The following is a 16,439-nucleotide window of genomic DNA, read 5'->3' as shown; positions in this document are numbered from 1 at the left end:
GCAGGCAGGGCCGGTACGAAGGGCCATCGTCGGAGGTGGAAACGTCATCTAGGAGGAGGTCTGTTATGAAGGCATTGGTCTACAACGGTCCGGGGCAGCGGAGCTGGCGCGAGGTGCCGGATCCGGTGATCCAGGATCCCGAGGACGCGATCGTCCGCGTCGACGCGGTCACGATCTGCGGCACCGATCTGCACATCCTGAAGGGCGATGTGCCGACGGTCGAGCCGGGCCGGATCCTCGGTCACGAGGCGGTCGGCACGATCCTGTCCGTCGGCGACGGGGTTCGTGGTGTGGCAGTCGGCGATCGGGTGCTGATCTCCTGCATCACGTCGTGCGGCCGGTGCGAGTACTGCCGGCAGGGTCACTACGGTCAGTGCCTTGGCGGTGGCGGCTGGATCCTCGGTCACCGGATCGACGGCACCCAGGCCGAGCAGGTCCGGGTTCCGTTCGCGGATCGGTCCGTGTACAAGCTGCCGGACAACGTCAGTGACGAGGAGGCAGTGCTGCTGGCCGACATCCTGCCGACGTCGTACGAGGTCGGCGTACTCAACGGCAAGGTCTCGCCGGGGGACACGGTTGTGATCGTGGGAGCCGGGCCGATCGGCCTCGCGGCGATCGCCACCAGCAAGCTGTTCAGTCCGTCGCGGATCATCGTGGTCGACGCCGCCGACTCGCGGCGCAAGGCCGCGCTCGAGCGGGGTGCGGACCTCGCACTCGACCCGGACGACGACATCGAGAAGACGGTTCGTGAGCTGACCGGTGGGCTGGGCGCCGACGTCGCGATCGAAGCGGTCGGAATCCCGGCCACCTTCGAGCTGTGCACCCGTGTCGTCCGGCCTGGCGGGACGGTCGCGAACGTCGGTGTGCACGGTGCGCCGGCCACGCTGCACCTGGAGGATCTCTGGATCAAGAACGTCACCATCACCACCGGACTGGTCGACACTTCGTCGACCCCGCGGCTGCTGGCGATGCTCGCCGCCGGCCGGCTGGAGATGCCCGGTCTGATCACTCACCGCTTCGGCCTCGACGAGATGCAGGACGCGTACGACGTCTTCTCCCGGCCCGCGGAGACCGGTGCCCTGAAGGTCGCCCTCTTCACCGAAGCCGGAGCCGAGTAGCAGCACAACAGCCGCGGTCCGCGATCTGGCGTCGCGGACCGCGGCTGTTTGCCGTTCGGGGTCAGACGTCGGCAGCCGAGAAGGTGATCGGCTGCACGACCTCGATGCGACCGCCCAGATCGTCACAGGTGGGCAGGTCGTGGTAGATCTCCCAGCTGTCTCCGTCCCGGTCAGCGCCCTCGGTTTGCAGCCAGTCGTCGATGGCTTGGCGTGCCGGGCCGATCTGCTCGTGCGCCCCCTTGTGCCTGCCGACGACGACCGGGCCGGCCGGCAAAGTGGACGGCCGGACCCGGCCGGAGCCAGCGATCGGAGCCGCCACCGGGAAGCCGGCCTCTACCTCGATGAGATCGTCGTGGACCGGCCGGCTGCGGGCGAACGGATATCCGGACGGCGGGATGCCACGGCGAAACAGGCACGTCGCGACCTCCGCACAAGCCTGGGGGACCCAGTCGGTCAACTGCGCCGGCACGAGGACCGCGCGCCGGACGGCGGTCGCCTGCTCGGGGAGCATCCGTGGTTGCGGAGCGACGCTGGGCATGGCGTCAGCGCACGATCGCGACGGGGGACTGGGCGTGGTGCAGGACGCTCTGGCCGACCGAGCCGATGAGCAGGCCGGTGAAGCCGCCCCGGCCGCGGGAGCCGACGACGACCAAGTCGGCGGATTCGGCTCTGCGGACGAGGGCCTGGGCTGCCGATCCGCTGAGGAGTTCGGTTGTCCAGTGCACGTCCGGATGATCCGCCGCCGCGCCGGCCACGGACTCGGCGACGAGCAGCCGGGCCTCGTCCTCGATCTTCTGCTCGTCGAAGGCAAGCATCGAAGCGCCGTCGGCGTAGTTCAGCAACGACGTGGTCCAGGCGTGCAGCGCGACGACCTGGGCGCCGAAGGCCTCGGCCTGGTCGAAGGCGAAGTCGATCGCCTTGGCCGACGCCTTGGATCCGTCGACTCCGACGACCACGGTCGGTGTTTCGTGGGCGTGCGCCCGAAGGTCGTGCGGGATCACGATGACCGGGCACGGAGCGTGCGTGGTCACCTGGACCGCGACCGACCCGACCAGGAGTCCGCTCCAGCCGCCGTGGCCGCGCGAACCGAGGACAACGAGGCGGGCGTGTTCGGCCCCGTCGAGGAGGGCTGGTACGGCGGCTCCGCCGACGAGGCTCGCTTCGACCTGCAGTTCGGGGTGCTGCAGACGGACGCTTTCGGCAACCGAGTCAAGCTCGGTCTGACGCGCCGTTCGCAAGGCGTCGAGCGGAACGACCTGCCCCGGCGAGGGGCGCACAGTGATGATGAGCTCGAACGCATCCAGGATCCGCAGCGGTGCGAGCTGCCGGACGGCTTCGGTGACGGCCCAGCGCAGGGCGCTCTGGCTGCCGGGCGAACCGTCGTACCCGACGAGGATCGGCGCAGGTCGTGAAGACATGGTGGTGGCCTCCTATGTTCTCAGCGTGCGCCGGGAGTCGAGCGGTGGGACAGCGGCATACGTCCCGAGCTGAGGGGACCTTCGGCTGGTGGCGGCGGGGTGAGAACGGCTCTGACCGGCGGCGGGGGGCGAGATCCACGATCGAGGTGTCCGCATCGAGTGAAAGGAACAGACCATGACCACCACGCCGCACCGCCGCGACCTACCGACTCCGGCGATGGAACCCGACGTCGATCAGTACCCGATCATCACCACGGCGGCCGGGCGTGCGCTCGCCGTCCTGCGGATCGCGTTCGGCCTCGAATTCCTCTGGGCGTTCTTCGACAAGCTGTTCGGCCTCGGCTACGCCACCCCGTCCGGCAAGGGCTGGATCGACGGTGGCGACCCGACCGCCGGCTTCCTGGGCAAGGGCACCAGTGGTCCGATGAGCGACTTCTACCACTCGCTGGTCGGTGACTGGTGGGTCACTCCGCTGTTCATGATCGGCCTGGCCGGCATCGGTCTCGCCCTGACTCTGGGCATCGGGATGCGGATCGCCGCCGTCAGCGGCTCGCTGCTGTACCTGCTGATGTGGTCGGCGAACCTGCCGCCGCAGACCAACCCGGTGCTCGACGATCACATCCTCGGCGCCATCACCCTCGTCGTCCTCGCACTCGTTGCCGCTGGCAACGTGTGGGGGCTCGGCCGCTGGTGGGGCAAGCTCGGCATCGTCCGCCGGTACCCGTGGCTGCGGTGAGCACAATGCCCGTCAAACCGGTGATCCACGTGGGGATCGACGGCTCCTGGCGTGACACCGGTGCGCTGGAGTGGGCCCTGCTCGAGTCACTGCTCCGGCACGAGCCCCTCCAGGCGATGCATGTGATCGAGGACAGGCCTCGACATGCACCGAGCTGGAAGGCGGACGTCGTGGACGACTCCTCGTTGGAGCTCGTCGGCGAGGTTCAGAAGTACCTGGACGAGAGCCCCGGCTCGCTCGACCACGAGGCTGATCTCGCGGTCGGGCCACCGGCCCGGACGCTGACCGAAGTCGCGGCCTGCAGCCGGATGCTGGTGGTCGGCCGCCGGGGGATGGGGACGTTCAAGCGACTGCTGGTCGGCTCCACCTCGGAGGTGGTCGCGGCCAGCGCGCAGGTCCCGGTCGTGATCGTGCCCGAGCACTGGAAGCCCGGCGACCACACCGGTCCGGTGCTGGTCGCTGTCGACGACTCGGACAACAACCAGGCGATCATCGAGTTCGCCATCGAGGAAGCGATCGAGCGCGGGCTGGCCGTGCGGCTGGTCCATGTCTGGGACCTTCCGGCCATGTACAGCTGGGACGCGATGAACGTCGCCGGCGTCAGGGCCGAATGGACCGAGAACGCCGAGCGCCACTTCGAGAACCTGACAGCCGAGTGGCGGCAGAAGTACCCCGGACTGACGATCCATGCGGATGTACGCCGGGGCCACCCGGTCGACGGCGTCGTCACGGCGGCCACCGAATGGGATGCCCAGCTCCTGGTCGTCGGCACCCGCCACCACACCAGGCTGACGTCCTTCCTGCTCGGATCCGTGACCCGTGGTGTGCTCCACCACGCGACGTGCCCGCTGGCCGTCGTACCGGCGCACGCGAGTAGCTGATGTCGCCGAAGGTCCTTCACCGATCCGTCCATCCGGCGGGAGCGGAGGGCCCGCAAGGCCCTGCCGGAGCCGCCGGGGTCGCGGCAGGCTCGAAGTGACAAGAGAGGTGAAGAGATGAGTACTTGGACACGGACCGGGCCGGTTGTGGTCGAGGTCGACGGCACCGCGGAGAACCTGCGGATCGTGGACTACGCGGCCGGGGAGGCACTTCGGAGCGCGGCCGAGCTGGTGCTGGTGGCGCCGTATTCGGCGCATGGTTCGTTCTTCCCGATGATGCCCGGGTATGCGGCGAAGGCGCCGGCAGAGCTCGCGGACGACGCGTTGCGGGCCGCCGTCGCGCATGTGCGGCATCGGGATGGTTATGGGCTGGAGCTCGCCGCGGTAGCCGGTGAGGGGTCGCGGGTGCGGGTTCTCGCGCACGCCGCGCGGAAGGCGCGGATGCTGGTGGTCGGTCGGGCGCGCAGTCGCGGTCCGCAGCGGCTGATGAACACCCACGTGCACCTGACGCTGGCGAGCCGGGCCGGCTGCCCGGTGGTCGTCGTACCGGCGTCGTGGAAGCCGTCGCTGGTGGACCGGAAGGTTGCCGTTGGCATCGATGGTACGGCGCTGTCGGCGGAGGCACTCGAGTTCGCCTTCGGTGCCGCCGCCGGCCGGGAGGCCGACCTGGTCGTGGTGCACGCGGGTCTGCCCGCGGAGCACGCCTGGAACGACGAAGACCCCGACCACTCGTGGATCAGCCGGGCGGATCACCTGCTGTCGGAGACGCTCGCCCCGTGGACGAGCCGGTTCCCGGCCGTGAAGGTGACGCGGTTCCTGAGCAGCCGTCAGCCGTCTGCCGCACTGGTGCACGAAAGTGGCGAGGTCGGCCTGGTCGTGGTCGGTTCACACACTGGTCCGTTGCCGGTCGACCCGGTGGCGCGCCGTTCGGTGGCTGCGATGACCTGTCCGGTCGCGATCGTGCCGCATCACGTGACCGCGGCCGAGCGCGAGCCCGTGGAGCAGGAGCTCGACGCCCGGCGCGGCGAGCTCGTCGTACCGATGTACTGACCCTGATCGGAGGCCTTGATCATGTCCGAGACCGTACGTGCGCTTGTGGTGTACGAGTCGATGTTCGGAAACACCGAGCGGATCGCGCGGGCGATCCGTGACGGGCTGCAGCGGAGTATCCCGGCCGAGATCGTCCCGGCGTACCGGGCGCCGACCGTGGTCCCCGCCGACGTACGTCTGCTGGTCGTCGGGGGACCGACGCATGCGTTCTCGATGAGCCGGCCGTCCACCCGGCAGGATGCGCGGAAGCAGGACGACGTGGTGATGCCGATCGAGGTCGGGATCCGCGAGTGGCTCGACGCGCTGGCGACCGACACGAGGGCCGGCACCGGACGCCGGTCGAAGCACCTCGAGGTCGCGACGTTCGACACGCGGATCGCCAAGGTCCGCCGGCTGCCCGGATCGGCCGCACGGTCGGCCGCGAAGCTGCTGCGGAAGCTGGGGTTCCGGCTGATCTCGCCGTCGACGAGCTTCTTCGTGGACGAGACAACCGGGCCGATCCGCCAGGTCGAGATCGAGCGCGCCCGCCGATGGGGCGACGAGCTCGGCCGGCTGCTCACCACCTCCGTGCCGGTGGCCTGAGGCGCTGAGACGGCGTTGACCCGACCGAATGGCCACCCGTTGGGACAGGCTCGCCATCAGCTGCCGCGCCCCCGTCGTCACCTGGACGGGTTGAGAGGAGAGTCGACCACCAGGACGAGTTTCCCGCGCGCGTGACCGTCCTCGCTGACGCGGTGCGCCGCCGCGACCTCGGCGAGCGGGAAGGTCTGCACGACCGGGAGCGAGAACTGCCCGGACTCGATCAGCTCGCCGATCTCGGCGAGCGCGTGGACCGCGCGGCCGGCGTCTCCGCTGCTGAACCTCACCCCGTGCTCCCGCGCGCCACCGAAGTCGGCGATCGTCACGACGTGTCCCGGGACGCCCGCGAGCTCGATGAGCTCGGGCAGGACGCCACTCCCGGCGACGTCGAGCGCGGCGTCGACGCCGTCGGGTGCGAGCGCGCGAACCCGCTCGACGAGACCCTCGCCGTAGGCAACCGGCTCAGCCCGCAGCGAGCGAAGGTACTCGTGGTTCGCTGGGCTGGCGATGCCGATCACGCGCGCACCGCGCGCCACGGCGAGCTGAACCGCGGCGCTGCCGACACTTCCGGAGGCTCCGTTGATGAGCAGCGAACTGCCGCTCCGGACGCCGAGCTGGTCGAGCGCGCGCGTGGCGGTCTCGATGGCGGCCGGCAGCGCGGCAGCGGCGGGGAAGTCGAGCGACGGCGGGACCGGCGCATAGTAGGACAGCACCGCCAGCTCGGCCTGGGCGCTCCCCTCGGCGGAGAAGCCGAACACGCGATCGCCGACGACTACATCCGCAACGCCCTCGCCGAGCTCGTCGACGATGCCGGCCGCCTCGTGGCCCATGGTCTGCGGGAGCTCCCCGTCCATCAGGCCCTTGCGCTTCTTCCAGTCACTCGGGTTGACGCCGGCCGCGCGCACCGCGATCCGGACCTCGCCGCGACCCGGATGCGGATCAGGGAAATCCACGATCTCGAGGACTTCCGGGCCTCCGAACTGGTCGAACCGGACTGCCTTCATCATTCGCTCCGATGACGACTGGGGTGTCGTGGTTGCCGCGCGTACGCCAGTCTCACATGCCGCGCTCACCAGGAGCGGATGCGCCGGCCGGTGATGCCGTGAGGAGCGATGGCCATGTAGGACTCGCGGGTTCCGCCGGCCCATGGCTCGACCCGGCCGCGGGCGGCGTCGAATTCCTCGCTCGTGACCGGGCGGACCACACCGTGCACCAGGACGCTCCAGCCGTCCTGCAAGGCTTCGTCGGTGAAGTCGATCTCGAAGGCGATCGGGGCCAGGTCGAACTGCGCGACCGCGCTGTCGGCCGCGGTCCGGAAGATGATCAGGTCGTTGAGGTAGCAGTAGTTGACCGGGAAGACGACGAGGTCGTCGGCCCCGTTGTACGCGATCCGGCCGACATCACCGGCGTCGATGAGCTTCACGCACTCCTCCTTGCGCATCGGCTCGAGTACGGGTGCGATCGTTGGACGCTGAGGGGTTCTGGGCCGATAAGGCCCGGTCAGTTCGCCGACGCTGATGTCGAGGGCACGCGACAACCGGACGAGCTCTGCGCCGGTAAGAGCGAACGGGCCGGTCTCGATGTTCTCGATGCGCTCCGTGCTCAGGCCGGTCCGCTCCGCGACTTCCGCCGTACTCAGGCCCAGGGCCAGCCGGCGGCCCCGGATGCGGATGCTGAGGTCGCTCGGCTTGCCTGCGGTCTGTGACCTGGTGTCCATCGGAGTCTGCCTTCCCATCGATTGCGGCAGTTCCAGACAATCAGGTGGGTGCCCGGGCGGGCAGGGCATGACGTCCTGAAGACCAGGGCCGGTCGGCACGTTCGCGCCGAAGGTCCCGCTCCGGGTGGGACCGTTGCCCCTGGCGCGCTCCGGCCGGCAACGAGATGCTGCTGGGGCCACCTCGTACGGTGGATGACAAGCCGAAGGAGACGGTCATGACGATCAAGGTGTTCCTGCTCGACGACCACGAGGTGGTCCGGCTGGGACTGCACCAGCTGCTCGACGCAGAGCCCGACATCGACGTCGTCGGTGACGCCTCGACCGCCGCGGAGGCGATCGCGCGGATCCCCGCCGTACGCCCCGATGTCGCCGTCCTGGACGTCCGGCTGCCCGACGGCGACGGCATCACCGTCTGCCGCGAGATCCGTTCGTCGATGGACACTCCGCCGGCCTGCCTGATGCTCACGTCGTACTCCGACGACCAGGCGCTCTTCACCGCGATCATGGCCGGCGCGGCGGGCTACCTACTGAAGCAGATCCACGGCGACGCCCTGATCGACGCGGTACGACGGATCGCCGCCGGCGAATCGCTCCTCGACCCGACCATGACGATGAAGGTCCTGGAACGCCTCCGCCACCCGGTCGCCGAGGAGGACCCGAGGTACGCCGCTCTCACCGAGCAGGAACGCCGCATCCTGGCTGAAATCGCGGAAGGCAAGACCAACCGGCAGATCGCCCAGTCCCTTTACCTGGCGGAGAAGACGGTCAAGAACTACGTCTCCTCCCTCCTCCGCAAACTCAATCTCGAACGCCGCACCGAGGCAGCCGTCTTCGCCATCGAACACGCGCAGAACCACCCGCAGCAGTAGGTGGCCCCTTCATCGGCCGAGGAAGTGCCCAGTTGTGCGGTGATTAGTGCCGGGTGGCGGAGATGGCGATGCCGAGGTCGGTGGCCCACGCGCGGATCTCGGCCCAGTTGCGAGAGTCCCCGGCCAGGTTGCCTGTGGCGAGTCGGCGGGCGAGGAAGCCTTTGGCGGTGGCGGGTTCGAGCCGGCCGGCGAAGGTCACCGCTGGAGTGGCTCCGATGTCGCGCGCGAGACGGCGTACGGCGGGAGGCATCTGCTGGGCCTGGTCCTTGTCGGGGCCGACCGGGCCGCTGTGGAACAGCCAGACCTGGCGCGTGCGCAGCTCGTCGACATTCGCCCGCAGGAAGTGGACGGCTTCGCGCCGCCAACGGCGGATGTAGATCGCGCTGCCGAGCACGACGGCTTGGTACGGCTCGATGGTGTGAACTTGAGTGACGTCGAGGACGTCGACGTCGTGGCCTTGCTCGCGCAGCTCGGCGCCGATCGCCTCGGCGATGCCGGCGGTGCCGCCCATCTTGCTGGCGTAAGCGACCAATACCTTCCTGGACATCGAGACCTCCTTCTGGTCACCCCAAGCACACCAGCCGCAGCACTGCCCCGGCAGTGCCGAACGGCCTCGGTCAGCGGGCCTCAGGGCCCTCGATCGCCGCGCGTGGGATGACGGCGACCGGGCACGGGGCCTGGTGCAGCATCGTCTGGCTCACCGAGCCGAGCAGCAGCCCGGCGAAACCGCCGCGACCGCGGGATCCGACGACCAGGAGTTGTGCATCGGCGGACCACTCGAGCAGGAGTTCTGAGGGATGACCGGGCACCTCGATCGCCTCGGCGGTCCGCGTGTCCGCGTGAGCCCGGAGCGCGGCAGTGAGGTCGTGGTCGTCGTCCTCGTCGTCGGCCAGGACCGTCACGATCCGGGCGGCGAGTTCGTGTCGCCGTGCGTACTCGAGCCCGAAGTCGACCGCCGCGTCGGCGGCCGCGGACCCGTCGTACCCGATCACCACCCGGCTGCCCACCAAGGAGTCGTCGCTGGGACGTACGACGACCACCGCACAGTGCGCGTGGGCGGCGAGCTCCAGTCCGGTGGAGCCGACGAGCAGACTGACGGCCCGGCCGGACGCCCGGCTGCCGATCACGATCACCTCGGCGTCCCGGGACGCGGCCAGCAGAACGGGCGTGGGAAAACCATCGACCCGCTCTGCCGTGATGGGCACGCCGGGGTCGAAGCCGTGCGCCACCTCGAGCGCCTCCGCGACGATCTTGTCGGCGGCGGCGCGCAGCCCGGGAGCGACATCGCTGGGTCCGAGCGGAACCCGTAACTCCGCCCACACGAACGCGTGCACCAGCTGCAGACCGACCCCCGTGGCGGCGGCCTCGGCGGCACCCCAGCGGATCGCGTTCTCGCAGTCGGCCTCGCCGTCGATGCCGACGACAACCCTCTTCGCCGTCACGCCGACGGCCCTGGCCAGCGCCAGTTCGTGATGTCGGGCATGTCCTCGCCGTGGGCCAGGATGTAGGCGTGGTGTCGCGCTCGCTGGTCGATGAGCCATTGGCGCACCTCGGCGGCCCGCTGACCGAGGCCGGGGACCCGGTCGATGACGTCGAGGGCGAGGTGGTACCGGTCCAGGTCGTTGCGGACCACCATGTCGAACGGCGTCGTGGTCGTGCCTTCCTCCTTGTAGCCACGGACGTGGAGGTTGTGGTGGTTCGTCCGCCGGTAGGTGAGGCGGTGGATGAGCCAGGGGTAGCCGTGGTAGGCGAAGATGACCGGCTTGTCCGTCGTGAACAGTGCGTCGAAGTCGGCATCGGCCAAGCCGTGTGGATGCTCGCTGGCCGGCTGCAGACGCATCAGGTCGACCACGTTGACGACCCGGACCTTCAACGACGGCAGGTGCTCGCGCAGCAGACTCACCGCGGCGAGCGTCTCCAGTGTCGGTACGTCGCCCGCACACGCCATCACCACATCCGGAGTGCCGTCGTCGTTGCTCGCGAAGTCCCAGATGCCGAGGCCGCGCGCGCAGTGCAGGGCCGCGGCCTCCGGGGCGAGCCAGTCCGCCTGGGGCTGCTTGCCGGCGACGATCACGTTGATGTAGTCGTGGCTGCGCAGGCAGTGCTCGGCGGTCGACAGGAGTGTGTTGGTGTCCGGCGGCAGGTAGACCCGGATCACCTCGGCCTTCTTGTTCACCACATGGTCGATGAATCCGGGGTCCTGATGGGAGAAGCCGTTGTGGTCCTGCCGCCAGACGTGCGAGGTGAGCAGGTAGTTGAGCGAGGGGATCGGCCGCCGCCACGGCAGGGCCCGGGTGACTTTGAGCCACTTCGCGTGCTGGTTCACCATCGAGTCGACGATGTGCACGAACGCCTCGTAGCAGGAGAACCAGCCGTGTCGGCCGGTCAGTAGGTAGCCCTCGAGCCAGCCCTGGCAGGTGTGCTCGCTGAGGATCTCCATCACCCGGCCGTCCACCGCCAGGTGCTCGTCGGTGGGCAGCACCTCGGCGTTCCAGGCTTTGCCCGTGACGTCGTACAGGGCGTCCAGCCGGTTCGAGGCGGTCTCGTCCGGACCGAAGACGCGGAAGTTCCGGTGCGGCAGGCTGGCTCGCATCACATCGCGCAAGTAGTCGCCGAGGACCCGCGTGGGCTCGTGCTCGGTTTCGCCCGGATCTGCGACCGGTACGGCGTACTCGCTGAGCTCCGGCAGTTCGAGGTCCTGAGTAAGTAGGCCGCCGTTGCTGTGCGGACTGGATCCCATCCGGCGATGGTCAGGCGGTACTTGCGCGAGCAGCCGGGCCACCGGCCGGCCCTCGGCGTCGAACAGTTCTGCCGGCCGGTAGCTGCGCATCCATTTCTCGAGGAGCCGCAAGTGGTCCGGTGACGTCCGTACGTTCGTCAGCGGCACCTGATGCGACCGCCACGTCCCTTCGACCTGCAGGCCGTCGACCTCGTGGGGCCCGGTCCAGCCCTTGGGTGTGCGCAGGACGATCATCGGCCAGCGGCGGCGGGGTGTTCCCTCGTGGGCGCGCGCTTCGGCCTGGATCTCGGCGATCTCGTCGAGGACCTGGTCGAGGGTCAGCGCCAGAGCCTGGTGGACGTGCTCGGGCTCGTCGCCGTCGACCAGGTACGGCTGGTAGCCGTATCCCTCGAACAGCCGGGTCAGTTCGTCGTCACCGATCCGGGCCAGGACGGCCGGATTGGCGATCTTGTAGCCGTTGAGGTGCAGGATCGGCAGGACCGCGCCGTCGGTGCGGGGATCGAGGAACTTGTTCGAGTGCCACGAAGTCGCCAGCGGGCCAGTCTCGGCCTCGCCGTCGCCGATCACACAGGCGACGACCAGGTCCGGATTGTCGAGTACGGCGCCGTACGCATGGCTGAGGGAGTAGCCCAGTTCGCCGCCCTCGTGGATCGAGCCAGGCAGCTCGGGGGCGACGTGACTCGGGATGCCGCCGGGGAAGGAGAACTGACGGAAGAGCTTCGCCATCCCGTCGGCGTCCCGAGAGACGTCCGGGTAGGTGTGGCTGTAGCTGCCTTCGAGCCACGTATTCGCCGCGATGGCCGGCCCGCCATGGCCCGGCCCGATGACGTACATCATGCTCAGGTCGCGCCGTCGGATGACCCGGTTGAGGTGCGTGTAGAGCATATTCAGCCCAGGCGTCGTACCCCAGTGACCGAGCAGGCGTGGCTTGATGTGCTCCGGCCGCAGCGGTTCGGTGAGCAGGGGGTTGCCGAGTAGGTAGATCTGGCCGACGGACAGATAGTTGGCCGCCCGCCAATAGGCGTCGATGTCGGCCACCTCGTCGGCGGACAGCGGCTTACCGATGAGCTCATCCATGGCTCCCAGCGTCGCGGCATCGGCCAGTGCTCACCCAGAGTCGAAGGTCCCGCCGTCGTGGGACCCATCGGCACTGGCCTGGGCAGCCTTTGCCGCGGTGAGCTGGTGGGGTGTCGGAAGGAGACGTCATGACGGCGGTCGAGCAAGTGGGTGGGCGGCCCGGCGCGGGCTGGGATGTGCTCGCCTCGGACGGTTCGGTGGTGCGGATCCGTCCGCTCCGGGAGGACGACGAGGCGGCGCTGGACGCGATGAACGAGCGAGTGTCGGACCGGTCGATCTATCTGCGGTTCTTCGGGATCAGCCGATCCAATGCCGACGAGCACACGCACCACTTGGCGACAGTCCACGATGACGGCCATGTCGCGGTGGTGGCCGAGTACGGCGGTCAGCTGGTGGGCGTGGCGAGTTACGAACCGCTGCGCGCGGGCGAGGCCGAGATGGCCTTCCTGCTGGAGGACTCGGTGCACGGCCGGGGCATCGGCACCCTTCTCCTCGAGCAGCTCGCAGCGATGGCCAGGGAGAACGGGATCCAGCGGCTGCGCGCCGACACTCTCGCCGAGAACGCGGGCATGCTGCGCGTGTTCGCCGGCTCCGGCTTCGAACAGGTCCGCAGGTTCGACAGCGGTGTCGTCGCGCTGGCGCTGGACACGGCGTACCAGCCCTCGACGCTGGAACGGATGGCCGATCGCGAGCGGGCGGCTGAAGACCGTTCGATGCACCGGCTGTTCTCGCCCCGCGCGGTGGCGGTGATCGGCGCCGGTCGGAACCCTGGCGGCATCGGCCACGAGGTCCTACGGAACCTTGTCAAGGGCAACTTCACCGGACCCGTGTACGCCGTCAATCCGCACGCGGACCGGGTCGCGGACCTGCCGTCGTACCCGTCGATCGTGGACGTTCCCGGTGAGGTCGACCTCGTGATCATCGCGGTCCCGGCCGAGCAGGTACGGCAGGTGCTGACCGAGTGTGGCGCCAAGGGCGTCGGGGGAGCAGTGGTGCTGACCGCGGGTTTCTCCGAGCTCGGCGCGGCCGGGCGCGAGGCGCAGCGGGAGATCCTCGAGGTCGCTCGCCGGAACAGCATCCGGCTGATCGGCCCGAACTGCCTCGGGCTGGTGAACACCGACCCGGCGATCAACCTGAACGCGACCTTCGCCGAGGTCTCGCCCACGCGCGGAACGCTGGCCATCGCGGCGCAGTCCGGTGCCGTCGGCATCGCGGTGCTCGATCAGGCGGCCCGGACCGGCCTGGGCATCTCCGAGTTCGTCTCCCTCGGCAACAAAGTCGATGTCAGTGGCAACGATCTGCTGCTGCACTGGTGGGGCGATCCGCGGACCGCGGTGATCGGGCTGTACCTGGAGTCGTTCGGGAACCCGCGCAAGTTCGGCGGGGTGGCCCGGCTGGTCGGCCGGACGAAGCCGATTCTCGTCGTGAAGGGCGGTCGTTCGGCGGGTGGCCGGCGGGCCGGTGCCTCGCACACTGCCGCGGCGTCGACTCCTGAGACCGCTGTGGACGCCCTGTTCGCGCAGTCCGGCGTACTGCGGATGGACACCGTCGAAGAACTGGTGGAGACGGCCCGGGTGCTGAGCGTCCGGCCGTTGCCTCGCGGCCGTCGGCTCGCCGTCGTCGGTAACGCGGGCGGTGCCGGAGTGCTCGCCGCTGACGCGGCCGGCCGGCTCGGTCTTGAACTGCCCGAGCTGAGCCCGGCTGTTCAGGCCGAGTTGGCCGCTGTCGGTGCGGTGGGGAGCGGCAACCCCGTCGACCTCGGCGCGGCCGCGTCGCCGAACAGCCTGGCCCAAGCCATGAAGGTCATCGTCGACAGCGGCGAGGCCGACATCGTGCTGGTCTGCTATGCCGCCACGCGCGCCGGCCGGGTCGAGGACATCTACGACGCCGTCGCCAGGACCGCGACCCAGGCCGCCGAGGTGCCGATCGTCGTGAACTGTGTCGGTGCGACTCACGCCGCGCCGGAGGTCGCGCTTGCGGACGGCCGTCGCTTGCCGGTGTTCCCGTTCCCGGAGAGCGCCGTGCGCGCGTTGGCCCATGCCGTTCAGTACGCCGAGTGGCGGTCGCGGCCGCAGGGCGTCGTACCGGACCTGGCGCGGGTCGATGCCGTTGGAGCGCGAGCCGTCGTGCGGTGGTTCCTCGAGCAGAGCCCGGACGGAGGCTGGTTGGGGCCGTTGCAGGCCGGTCAGCTTCTGCAGTGCGCCGGGGTCCCGGCGATCCCGGTTCTCGCCGCGTCGAGTCGTTCCGAGGCGATCCGGGCGGCCGAGTCGGCGGGGTATCCGGTCGCACTGAAGACTGCCGCGCCCGGCGTCCTGCACAAGACCGATATCGGCGGTGTGCGGGTTGGATTGGCGAACTCGGTGCAGGTGGCGACGGCGTACGACGAGGTTGTGGCCGCGGCCGGGGATCCGCAGGTCGTGGTGCAGGCGATGGCACCCGGTGGGACCGAGTTGGTGATCGGCGTGGTGCGGGACCGTCTGTTCGGCCCGCTGCTGATGGCCGGTAGCGGTGGCATCCTCACCGACCTGTTGGCCGACCGCCAGTGGCGCGGCCTACCGCTCACGGACCTCGACGCCATCGAGACGCTGCACTCACTGCGCTGCGCACCACTGCTGGCCGGCTACCGCGGCGCCCAAGCTGCGGACCAGGAGGCCGTCCTGGACGTTGTCCACCGCATCGCCTGGCTCGCCGAACAGGTCCCCGAGCTCGCAGAACTCGACATCAACCCGCTGATCGCCGGTCCGTCCGGCGCCTTCGCGGTCGACATCAGAATGCGCCTCACCCCGGCGAACCCCGAACCCGACTGGCACGCCCGCCGCATGCGCGCGGACAGCTGAGCCGGACGTGCAGCGTCCCCGTCTCGACAGGGTCGAGACGGGGACGGCTGGTCACTATGCGTTCTGGACCGTGTCCTCGAAGCGCAGAGCGACCCGCGAGAGGGCGCGGAGGGCGGCGATGGCCTCGGCGACCTGCTGGTGAGCTGTGGGTGGGTGGACGGTTCGGTAGAGGTCGTTGCGGAGGTCTTCGAGGCGGTCGACGAGGTGCTCGATCTCGTGGGCGACGATCGCGTCGTGCGGTTGCTGACTCGTGAAGATCGGCAGGATGCGGCCGCGGTACGCGGTGATCGTCTGCTGGGCCTCGGCGAAGCGGCGTTCCTCCAGGAACCAGTTGTCCGAGGCGCTGTTCGCCGCGATGGTCTCGAGGTCGGCCTCCCAGCGCTCGATCTCCTGGTGCAGGGTGGTGGTCATGACTGCTCCTTGGTGGTGACGAATTCCGCGACTGGCCGGCGAGCGGTCCCGGTACCGGGATGGCTGCGACTGAAGCGGATGATCATGTCGGCGTGTCCCGGCCGCTTGGTGAGTCGCTGCACCTTGCGGCGCAGGTCCTCGAACTCGAGCGGCTGGTTGAGGAAGGACGCGCTGACGCCCTCCCGGGTCGCGGTCAGCAGGACACGTTCGAGCGCGGCGCCGGCAGTGACCTGGTCCGCGGGCTCGTCGAAGTCGGTGGACAGTACGGCGAGATCCGGGTTGGCCTCGAAGGTGCTCTGTTCGCGGGTCCGGTCGGTCGGCCGGGTGGCCATGTCCCGAACGGCCGCCGGGTAGCTGGTGGATCGCGGTCCGAGTGCCGAGCTCGGCACTCCTTCGGTGGTGCGCTCACCGCCGACCCAGTGGGCGCGTTCGGCGCGGCGATGCCAGTCGCCGATCTCGCGCAGGTCGGTGTCGAGCACCAGGTCGAGCACAGCGTGGATCTCAGGCTCGCCGAGCCAGGTCAGCTCGGCGCCCTCGGCGTACGCCGCCCGCAGCAGAGCGATACGGATCCTCTCGGCCAACGGCGTCGGATCGGAGGGGCGGCGGTCGGTGTGCCGGTGCGGAATCTGCTCGGCGAGGTTGCGAAGGTCGTCGTCCTGGGCGCTGGTGGGTTCGATGACGATGCGGGCCAGCAGGTCGGGTTCTTCCGGGTACGGCGCGAGGCCGTACCAGGTGCCGTACCCGAGTGCGGCGGCCGCGCAGCGCAGATTGAACGCGGCGGCGCCGGCCGCGATCCGCATCGCCCGGCCGGTGGGGTCCTCGGCGGGCAGGGTGCGTGATCCGTCGAGGAAGAGGTCGATGACGTGACCGTTCACTTCGAACCGCCACGGCTGGGTGTTGTGCATGCTGGGCGCGGCGATCGCCGCTGCGAGCATGCTGTCGACGTGGTGCGCCGGCAAGTGCTGGTCCGACATCGTTGGCTCCTCCCACTGGTGATACTTCAGCTTCG

Annotated in this window: 16 protein-coding genes; 7 read left to right on the top strand and 9 right to left on the bottom strand. The window is 69.6% G+C overall.

Features of this window, described 5'->3' with window-relative positions:
* The first annotated feature begins 65 nt into the window (after positions 1 to 65).
* Positions 66 to 1,118 carry a zinc-dependent alcohol dehydrogenase family protein gene (locus tag ACXC9Q_RS22315; protein ID WP_457058561.1) on the top strand — a complete coding sequence of 351 codons (1,053 nt, stop codon included), beginning with the start codon at positions 66 to 68 and terminating at the stop codon, positions 1,116 to 1,118.
* A 61-nt stretch (positions 1,119 to 1,179) separates the two neighbouring features.
* Here the strand turns inward: ACXC9Q_RS22315 and ACXC9Q_RS22310 are convergent, their stop codons facing one another.
* On the bottom strand, positions 1,180 to 1,656 hold the full coding sequence (locus ACXC9Q_RS22310) for a GyrI-like domain-containing protein (protein ID WP_457058560.1): 477 nt from the start codon (positions 1,654 to 1,656) through the stop codon (positions 1,180 to 1,182).
* Between the two features lie 4 nt (positions 1,657 to 1,660).
* Positions 1,661 to 2,536, bottom strand: coding sequence for a universal stress protein (locus ACXC9Q_RS22305; protein WP_457058559.1), 876 nt, complete (start codon positions 2,534 to 2,536; stop codon positions 1,661 to 1,663).
* 175 nt (positions 2,537 to 2,711) lie between these two features.
* On the opposite strand from ACXC9Q_RS22305, the gene ACXC9Q_RS22300 reads away from it, so the two are divergent.
* From ACXC9Q_RS22300 to ACXC9Q_RS22285, 4 genes are all read left to right on the top strand, one after another.
* The gene (locus ACXC9Q_RS22300) at positions 2,712 to 3,272 is read left to right on the top strand and encodes a hypothetical protein (RefSeq protein WP_457058558.1); all 561 of its coding nucleotides are present in this window, start codon (positions 2,712 to 2,714) and stop codon (positions 3,270 to 3,272) included.
* Positions 3,273 to 3,277: 5 nt separating this feature from the next.
* Complete coding sequence (locus tag ACXC9Q_RS22295; RefSeq protein WP_457058557.1) at positions 3,278 to 4,153, top strand: universal stress protein; 876 nt, start codon at positions 3,278 to 3,280, stop codon at positions 4,151 to 4,153.
* 114 nt (positions 4,154 to 4,267) lie between these two features.
* Positions 4,268 to 5,200, top strand: a complete 933-nt coding sequence (locus ACXC9Q_RS22290) for a universal stress protein (RefSeq protein ID WP_457058556.1) — start codon at positions 4,268 to 4,270, stop codon at positions 5,198 to 5,200.
* Positions 5,201 to 5,221: 21 nt separating this feature from the next.
* Positions 5,222 to 5,782, top strand: coding sequence for a flavodoxin family protein (locus tag ACXC9Q_RS22285; protein WP_457058555.1), 561 nt, complete (start codon positions 5,222 to 5,224; stop codon positions 5,780 to 5,782).
* Positions 5,783 to 5,859: 77 nt separating this feature from the next.
* Here ACXC9Q_RS22285 and ACXC9Q_RS22280 read toward each other — a convergent pair whose 3' ends face one another.
* On the bottom strand, positions 5,860 to 6,783 hold the full coding sequence (locus ACXC9Q_RS22280; protein WP_457058554.1) for an NADP-dependent oxidoreductase: 924 nt from the start codon (positions 6,781 to 6,783) through the stop codon (positions 5,860 to 5,862).
* Between the two features lie 65 nt (positions 6,784 to 6,848).
* Positions 6,849 to 7,496 carry a helix-turn-helix domain-containing protein gene (locus ACXC9Q_RS22275; RefSeq protein WP_457058553.1) on the bottom strand — a complete coding sequence of 216 codons (648 nt, stop codon included), beginning with the start codon at positions 7,494 to 7,496 and terminating at the stop codon, positions 6,849 to 6,851.
* A gap of 215 nt (positions 7,497 to 7,711) precedes the next feature.
* Here ACXC9Q_RS22275 and ACXC9Q_RS22270 point away from each other — a divergent pair, with 215 nt between their 5' ends.
* Positions 7,712 to 8,365: a response regulator gene (locus tag ACXC9Q_RS22270; RefSeq protein WP_457058552.1), complete on the top strand. Its 654-nt coding sequence runs from the start codon at positions 7,712 to 7,714 to the stop codon at positions 8,363 to 8,365.
* A 43-nt stretch (positions 8,366 to 8,408) separates the two neighbouring features.
* On the opposite strand, the gene ACXC9Q_RS22265 is transcribed toward ACXC9Q_RS22270, so the two are convergent.
* The 3 genes from ACXC9Q_RS22265 to ACXC9Q_RS22255 form a co-directional block, all read right to left on the bottom strand.
* Positions 8,409 to 8,912, bottom strand: a complete 504-nt coding sequence (locus ACXC9Q_RS22265; protein WP_457058551.1) for a flavodoxin domain-containing protein — start codon at positions 8,910 to 8,912, stop codon at positions 8,409 to 8,411.
* Positions 8,913 to 8,982: 70 nt separating this feature from the next.
* Positions 8,983 to 9,807 (bottom strand): universal stress protein, encoded by an 825-nt coding sequence (locus tag ACXC9Q_RS22260; RefSeq protein ID WP_457058550.1) that lies wholly within the window; start codon positions 9,805 to 9,807, stop codon positions 8,983 to 8,985.
* Positions 9,804 to 12,182, bottom strand: coding sequence for a phosphoketolase family protein (locus ACXC9Q_RS22255; protein ID WP_457058549.1), 2,379 nt, complete (start codon positions 12,180 to 12,182; stop codon positions 9,804 to 9,806). The genes ACXC9Q_RS22260 and ACXC9Q_RS22255 overlap by 4 nt, the downstream gene beginning before the upstream one ends.
* 128 nt (positions 12,183 to 12,310) lie before the next feature.
* Between ACXC9Q_RS22255 and ACXC9Q_RS22250 the strand changes: the two genes are divergently transcribed.
* A complete protein-coding gene (locus ACXC9Q_RS22250) occupies positions 12,311 to 15,019 on the top strand; it encodes a bifunctional acetate--CoA ligase family protein/GNAT family N-acetyltransferase (protein ID WP_457058548.1) in 2,709 nt (902 codons plus the stop codon).
* Between the two features lie 54 nt (positions 15,020 to 15,073).
* On the opposite strand, the gene ACXC9Q_RS22245 is transcribed toward ACXC9Q_RS22250, so the two are convergent.
* The gene (locus tag ACXC9Q_RS22245; RefSeq protein WP_328519837.1) at positions 15,074 to 15,430 is read right to left on the bottom strand and encodes a hypothetical protein; all 357 of its coding nucleotides are present in this window, start codon (positions 15,428 to 15,430) and stop codon (positions 15,074 to 15,076) included.
* Positions 15,427 to 16,404, bottom strand: coding sequence for an Acg family FMN-binding oxidoreductase (locus ACXC9Q_RS22240; protein WP_457058547.1), 978 nt, complete (start codon positions 16,402 to 16,404; stop codon positions 15,427 to 15,429). The genes ACXC9Q_RS22245 and ACXC9Q_RS22240 overlap by 4 nt, the downstream gene beginning before the upstream one ends.
* Positions 16,405 to 16,439 lie beyond the last annotated feature (35 nt).

Source organism: Kribbella sp. CWNU-51, assembly GCF_054073265.1.
This window is presented reverse-complemented; position numbering and strand designations above follow the sequence as displayed.

What these genes read in the sequence shown, in the direction of transcription:
- ACXC9Q_RS22315 (WP_457058561.1), top strand. Translation starts at nt 66, where the DNA reads ATGAAGGCATTGGTCTACAACGGTCCGGGGCAGCGGAGCTGGCGCGAG.
- ACXC9Q_RS22310 (WP_457058560.1), bottom strand. Translation starts at nt 1,656, where the DNA reads ATGCCCAGCGTCGCTCCGCAACCACGGATGCTCCCCGAGCAGGCGACC.
- ACXC9Q_RS22305 (WP_457058559.1), bottom strand. Translation starts at nt 2,536, where the DNA reads ATGTCTTCACGACCTGCGCCGATCCTCGTCGGGTACGACGGTTCGCCC.
- ACXC9Q_RS22300 (WP_457058558.1), top strand. Translation starts at nt 2,712, where the DNA reads ATGACCACCACGCCGCACCGCCGCGACCTACCGACTCCGGCGATGGAA.
- ACXC9Q_RS22295 (WP_457058557.1), top strand. Translation starts at nt 3,278, where the DNA reads ATGCCCGTCAAACCGGTGATCCACGTGGGGATCGACGGCTCCTGGCGT.
- ACXC9Q_RS22290 (WP_457058556.1), top strand. Translation starts at nt 4,268, where the DNA reads ATGAGTACTTGGACACGGACCGGGCCGGTTGTGGTCGAGGTCGACGGC.
- ACXC9Q_RS22285 (WP_457058555.1), top strand. Translation starts at nt 5,222, where the DNA reads ATGTCCGAGACCGTACGTGCGCTTGTGGTGTACGAGTCGATGTTCGGA.
- ACXC9Q_RS22280 (WP_457058554.1), bottom strand. Translation starts at nt 6,783, where the DNA reads ATGAAGGCAGTCCGGTTCGACCAGTTCGGAGGCCCGGAAGTCCTCGAG.
- ACXC9Q_RS22275 (WP_457058553.1), bottom strand. Translation starts at nt 7,496, where the DNA reads ATGGACACCAGGTCACAGACCGCAGGCAAGCCGAGCGACCTCAGCATC.
- ACXC9Q_RS22270 (WP_457058552.1), top strand. Translation starts at nt 7,712, where the DNA reads ATGACGATCAAGGTGTTCCTGCTCGACGACCACGAGGTGGTCCGGCTG.
- ACXC9Q_RS22265 (WP_457058551.1), bottom strand. Translation starts at nt 8,912, where the DNA reads ATGTCCAGGAAGGTATTGGTCGCTTACGCCAGCAAGATGGGCGGCACC.
- ACXC9Q_RS22255 (WP_457058549.1), bottom strand. Translation starts at nt 12,182, where the DNA reads ATGGATGAGCTCATCGGTAAGCCGCTGTCCGCCGACGAGGTGGCCGAC.
- ACXC9Q_RS22250 (WP_457058548.1), top strand. Translation starts at nt 12,311, where the DNA reads ATGACGGCGGTCGAGCAAGTGGGTGGGCGGCCCGGCGCGGGCTGGGAT.
- ACXC9Q_RS22245 (WP_328519837.1), bottom strand. Translation starts at nt 15,430, where the DNA reads ATGACCACCACCCTGCACCAGGAGATCGAGCGCTGGGAGGCCGACCTC.
- ACXC9Q_RS22240 (WP_457058547.1), bottom strand. Translation starts at nt 16,404, where the DNA reads ATGTCGGACCAGCACTTGCCGGCGCACCACGTCGACAGCATGCTCGCA.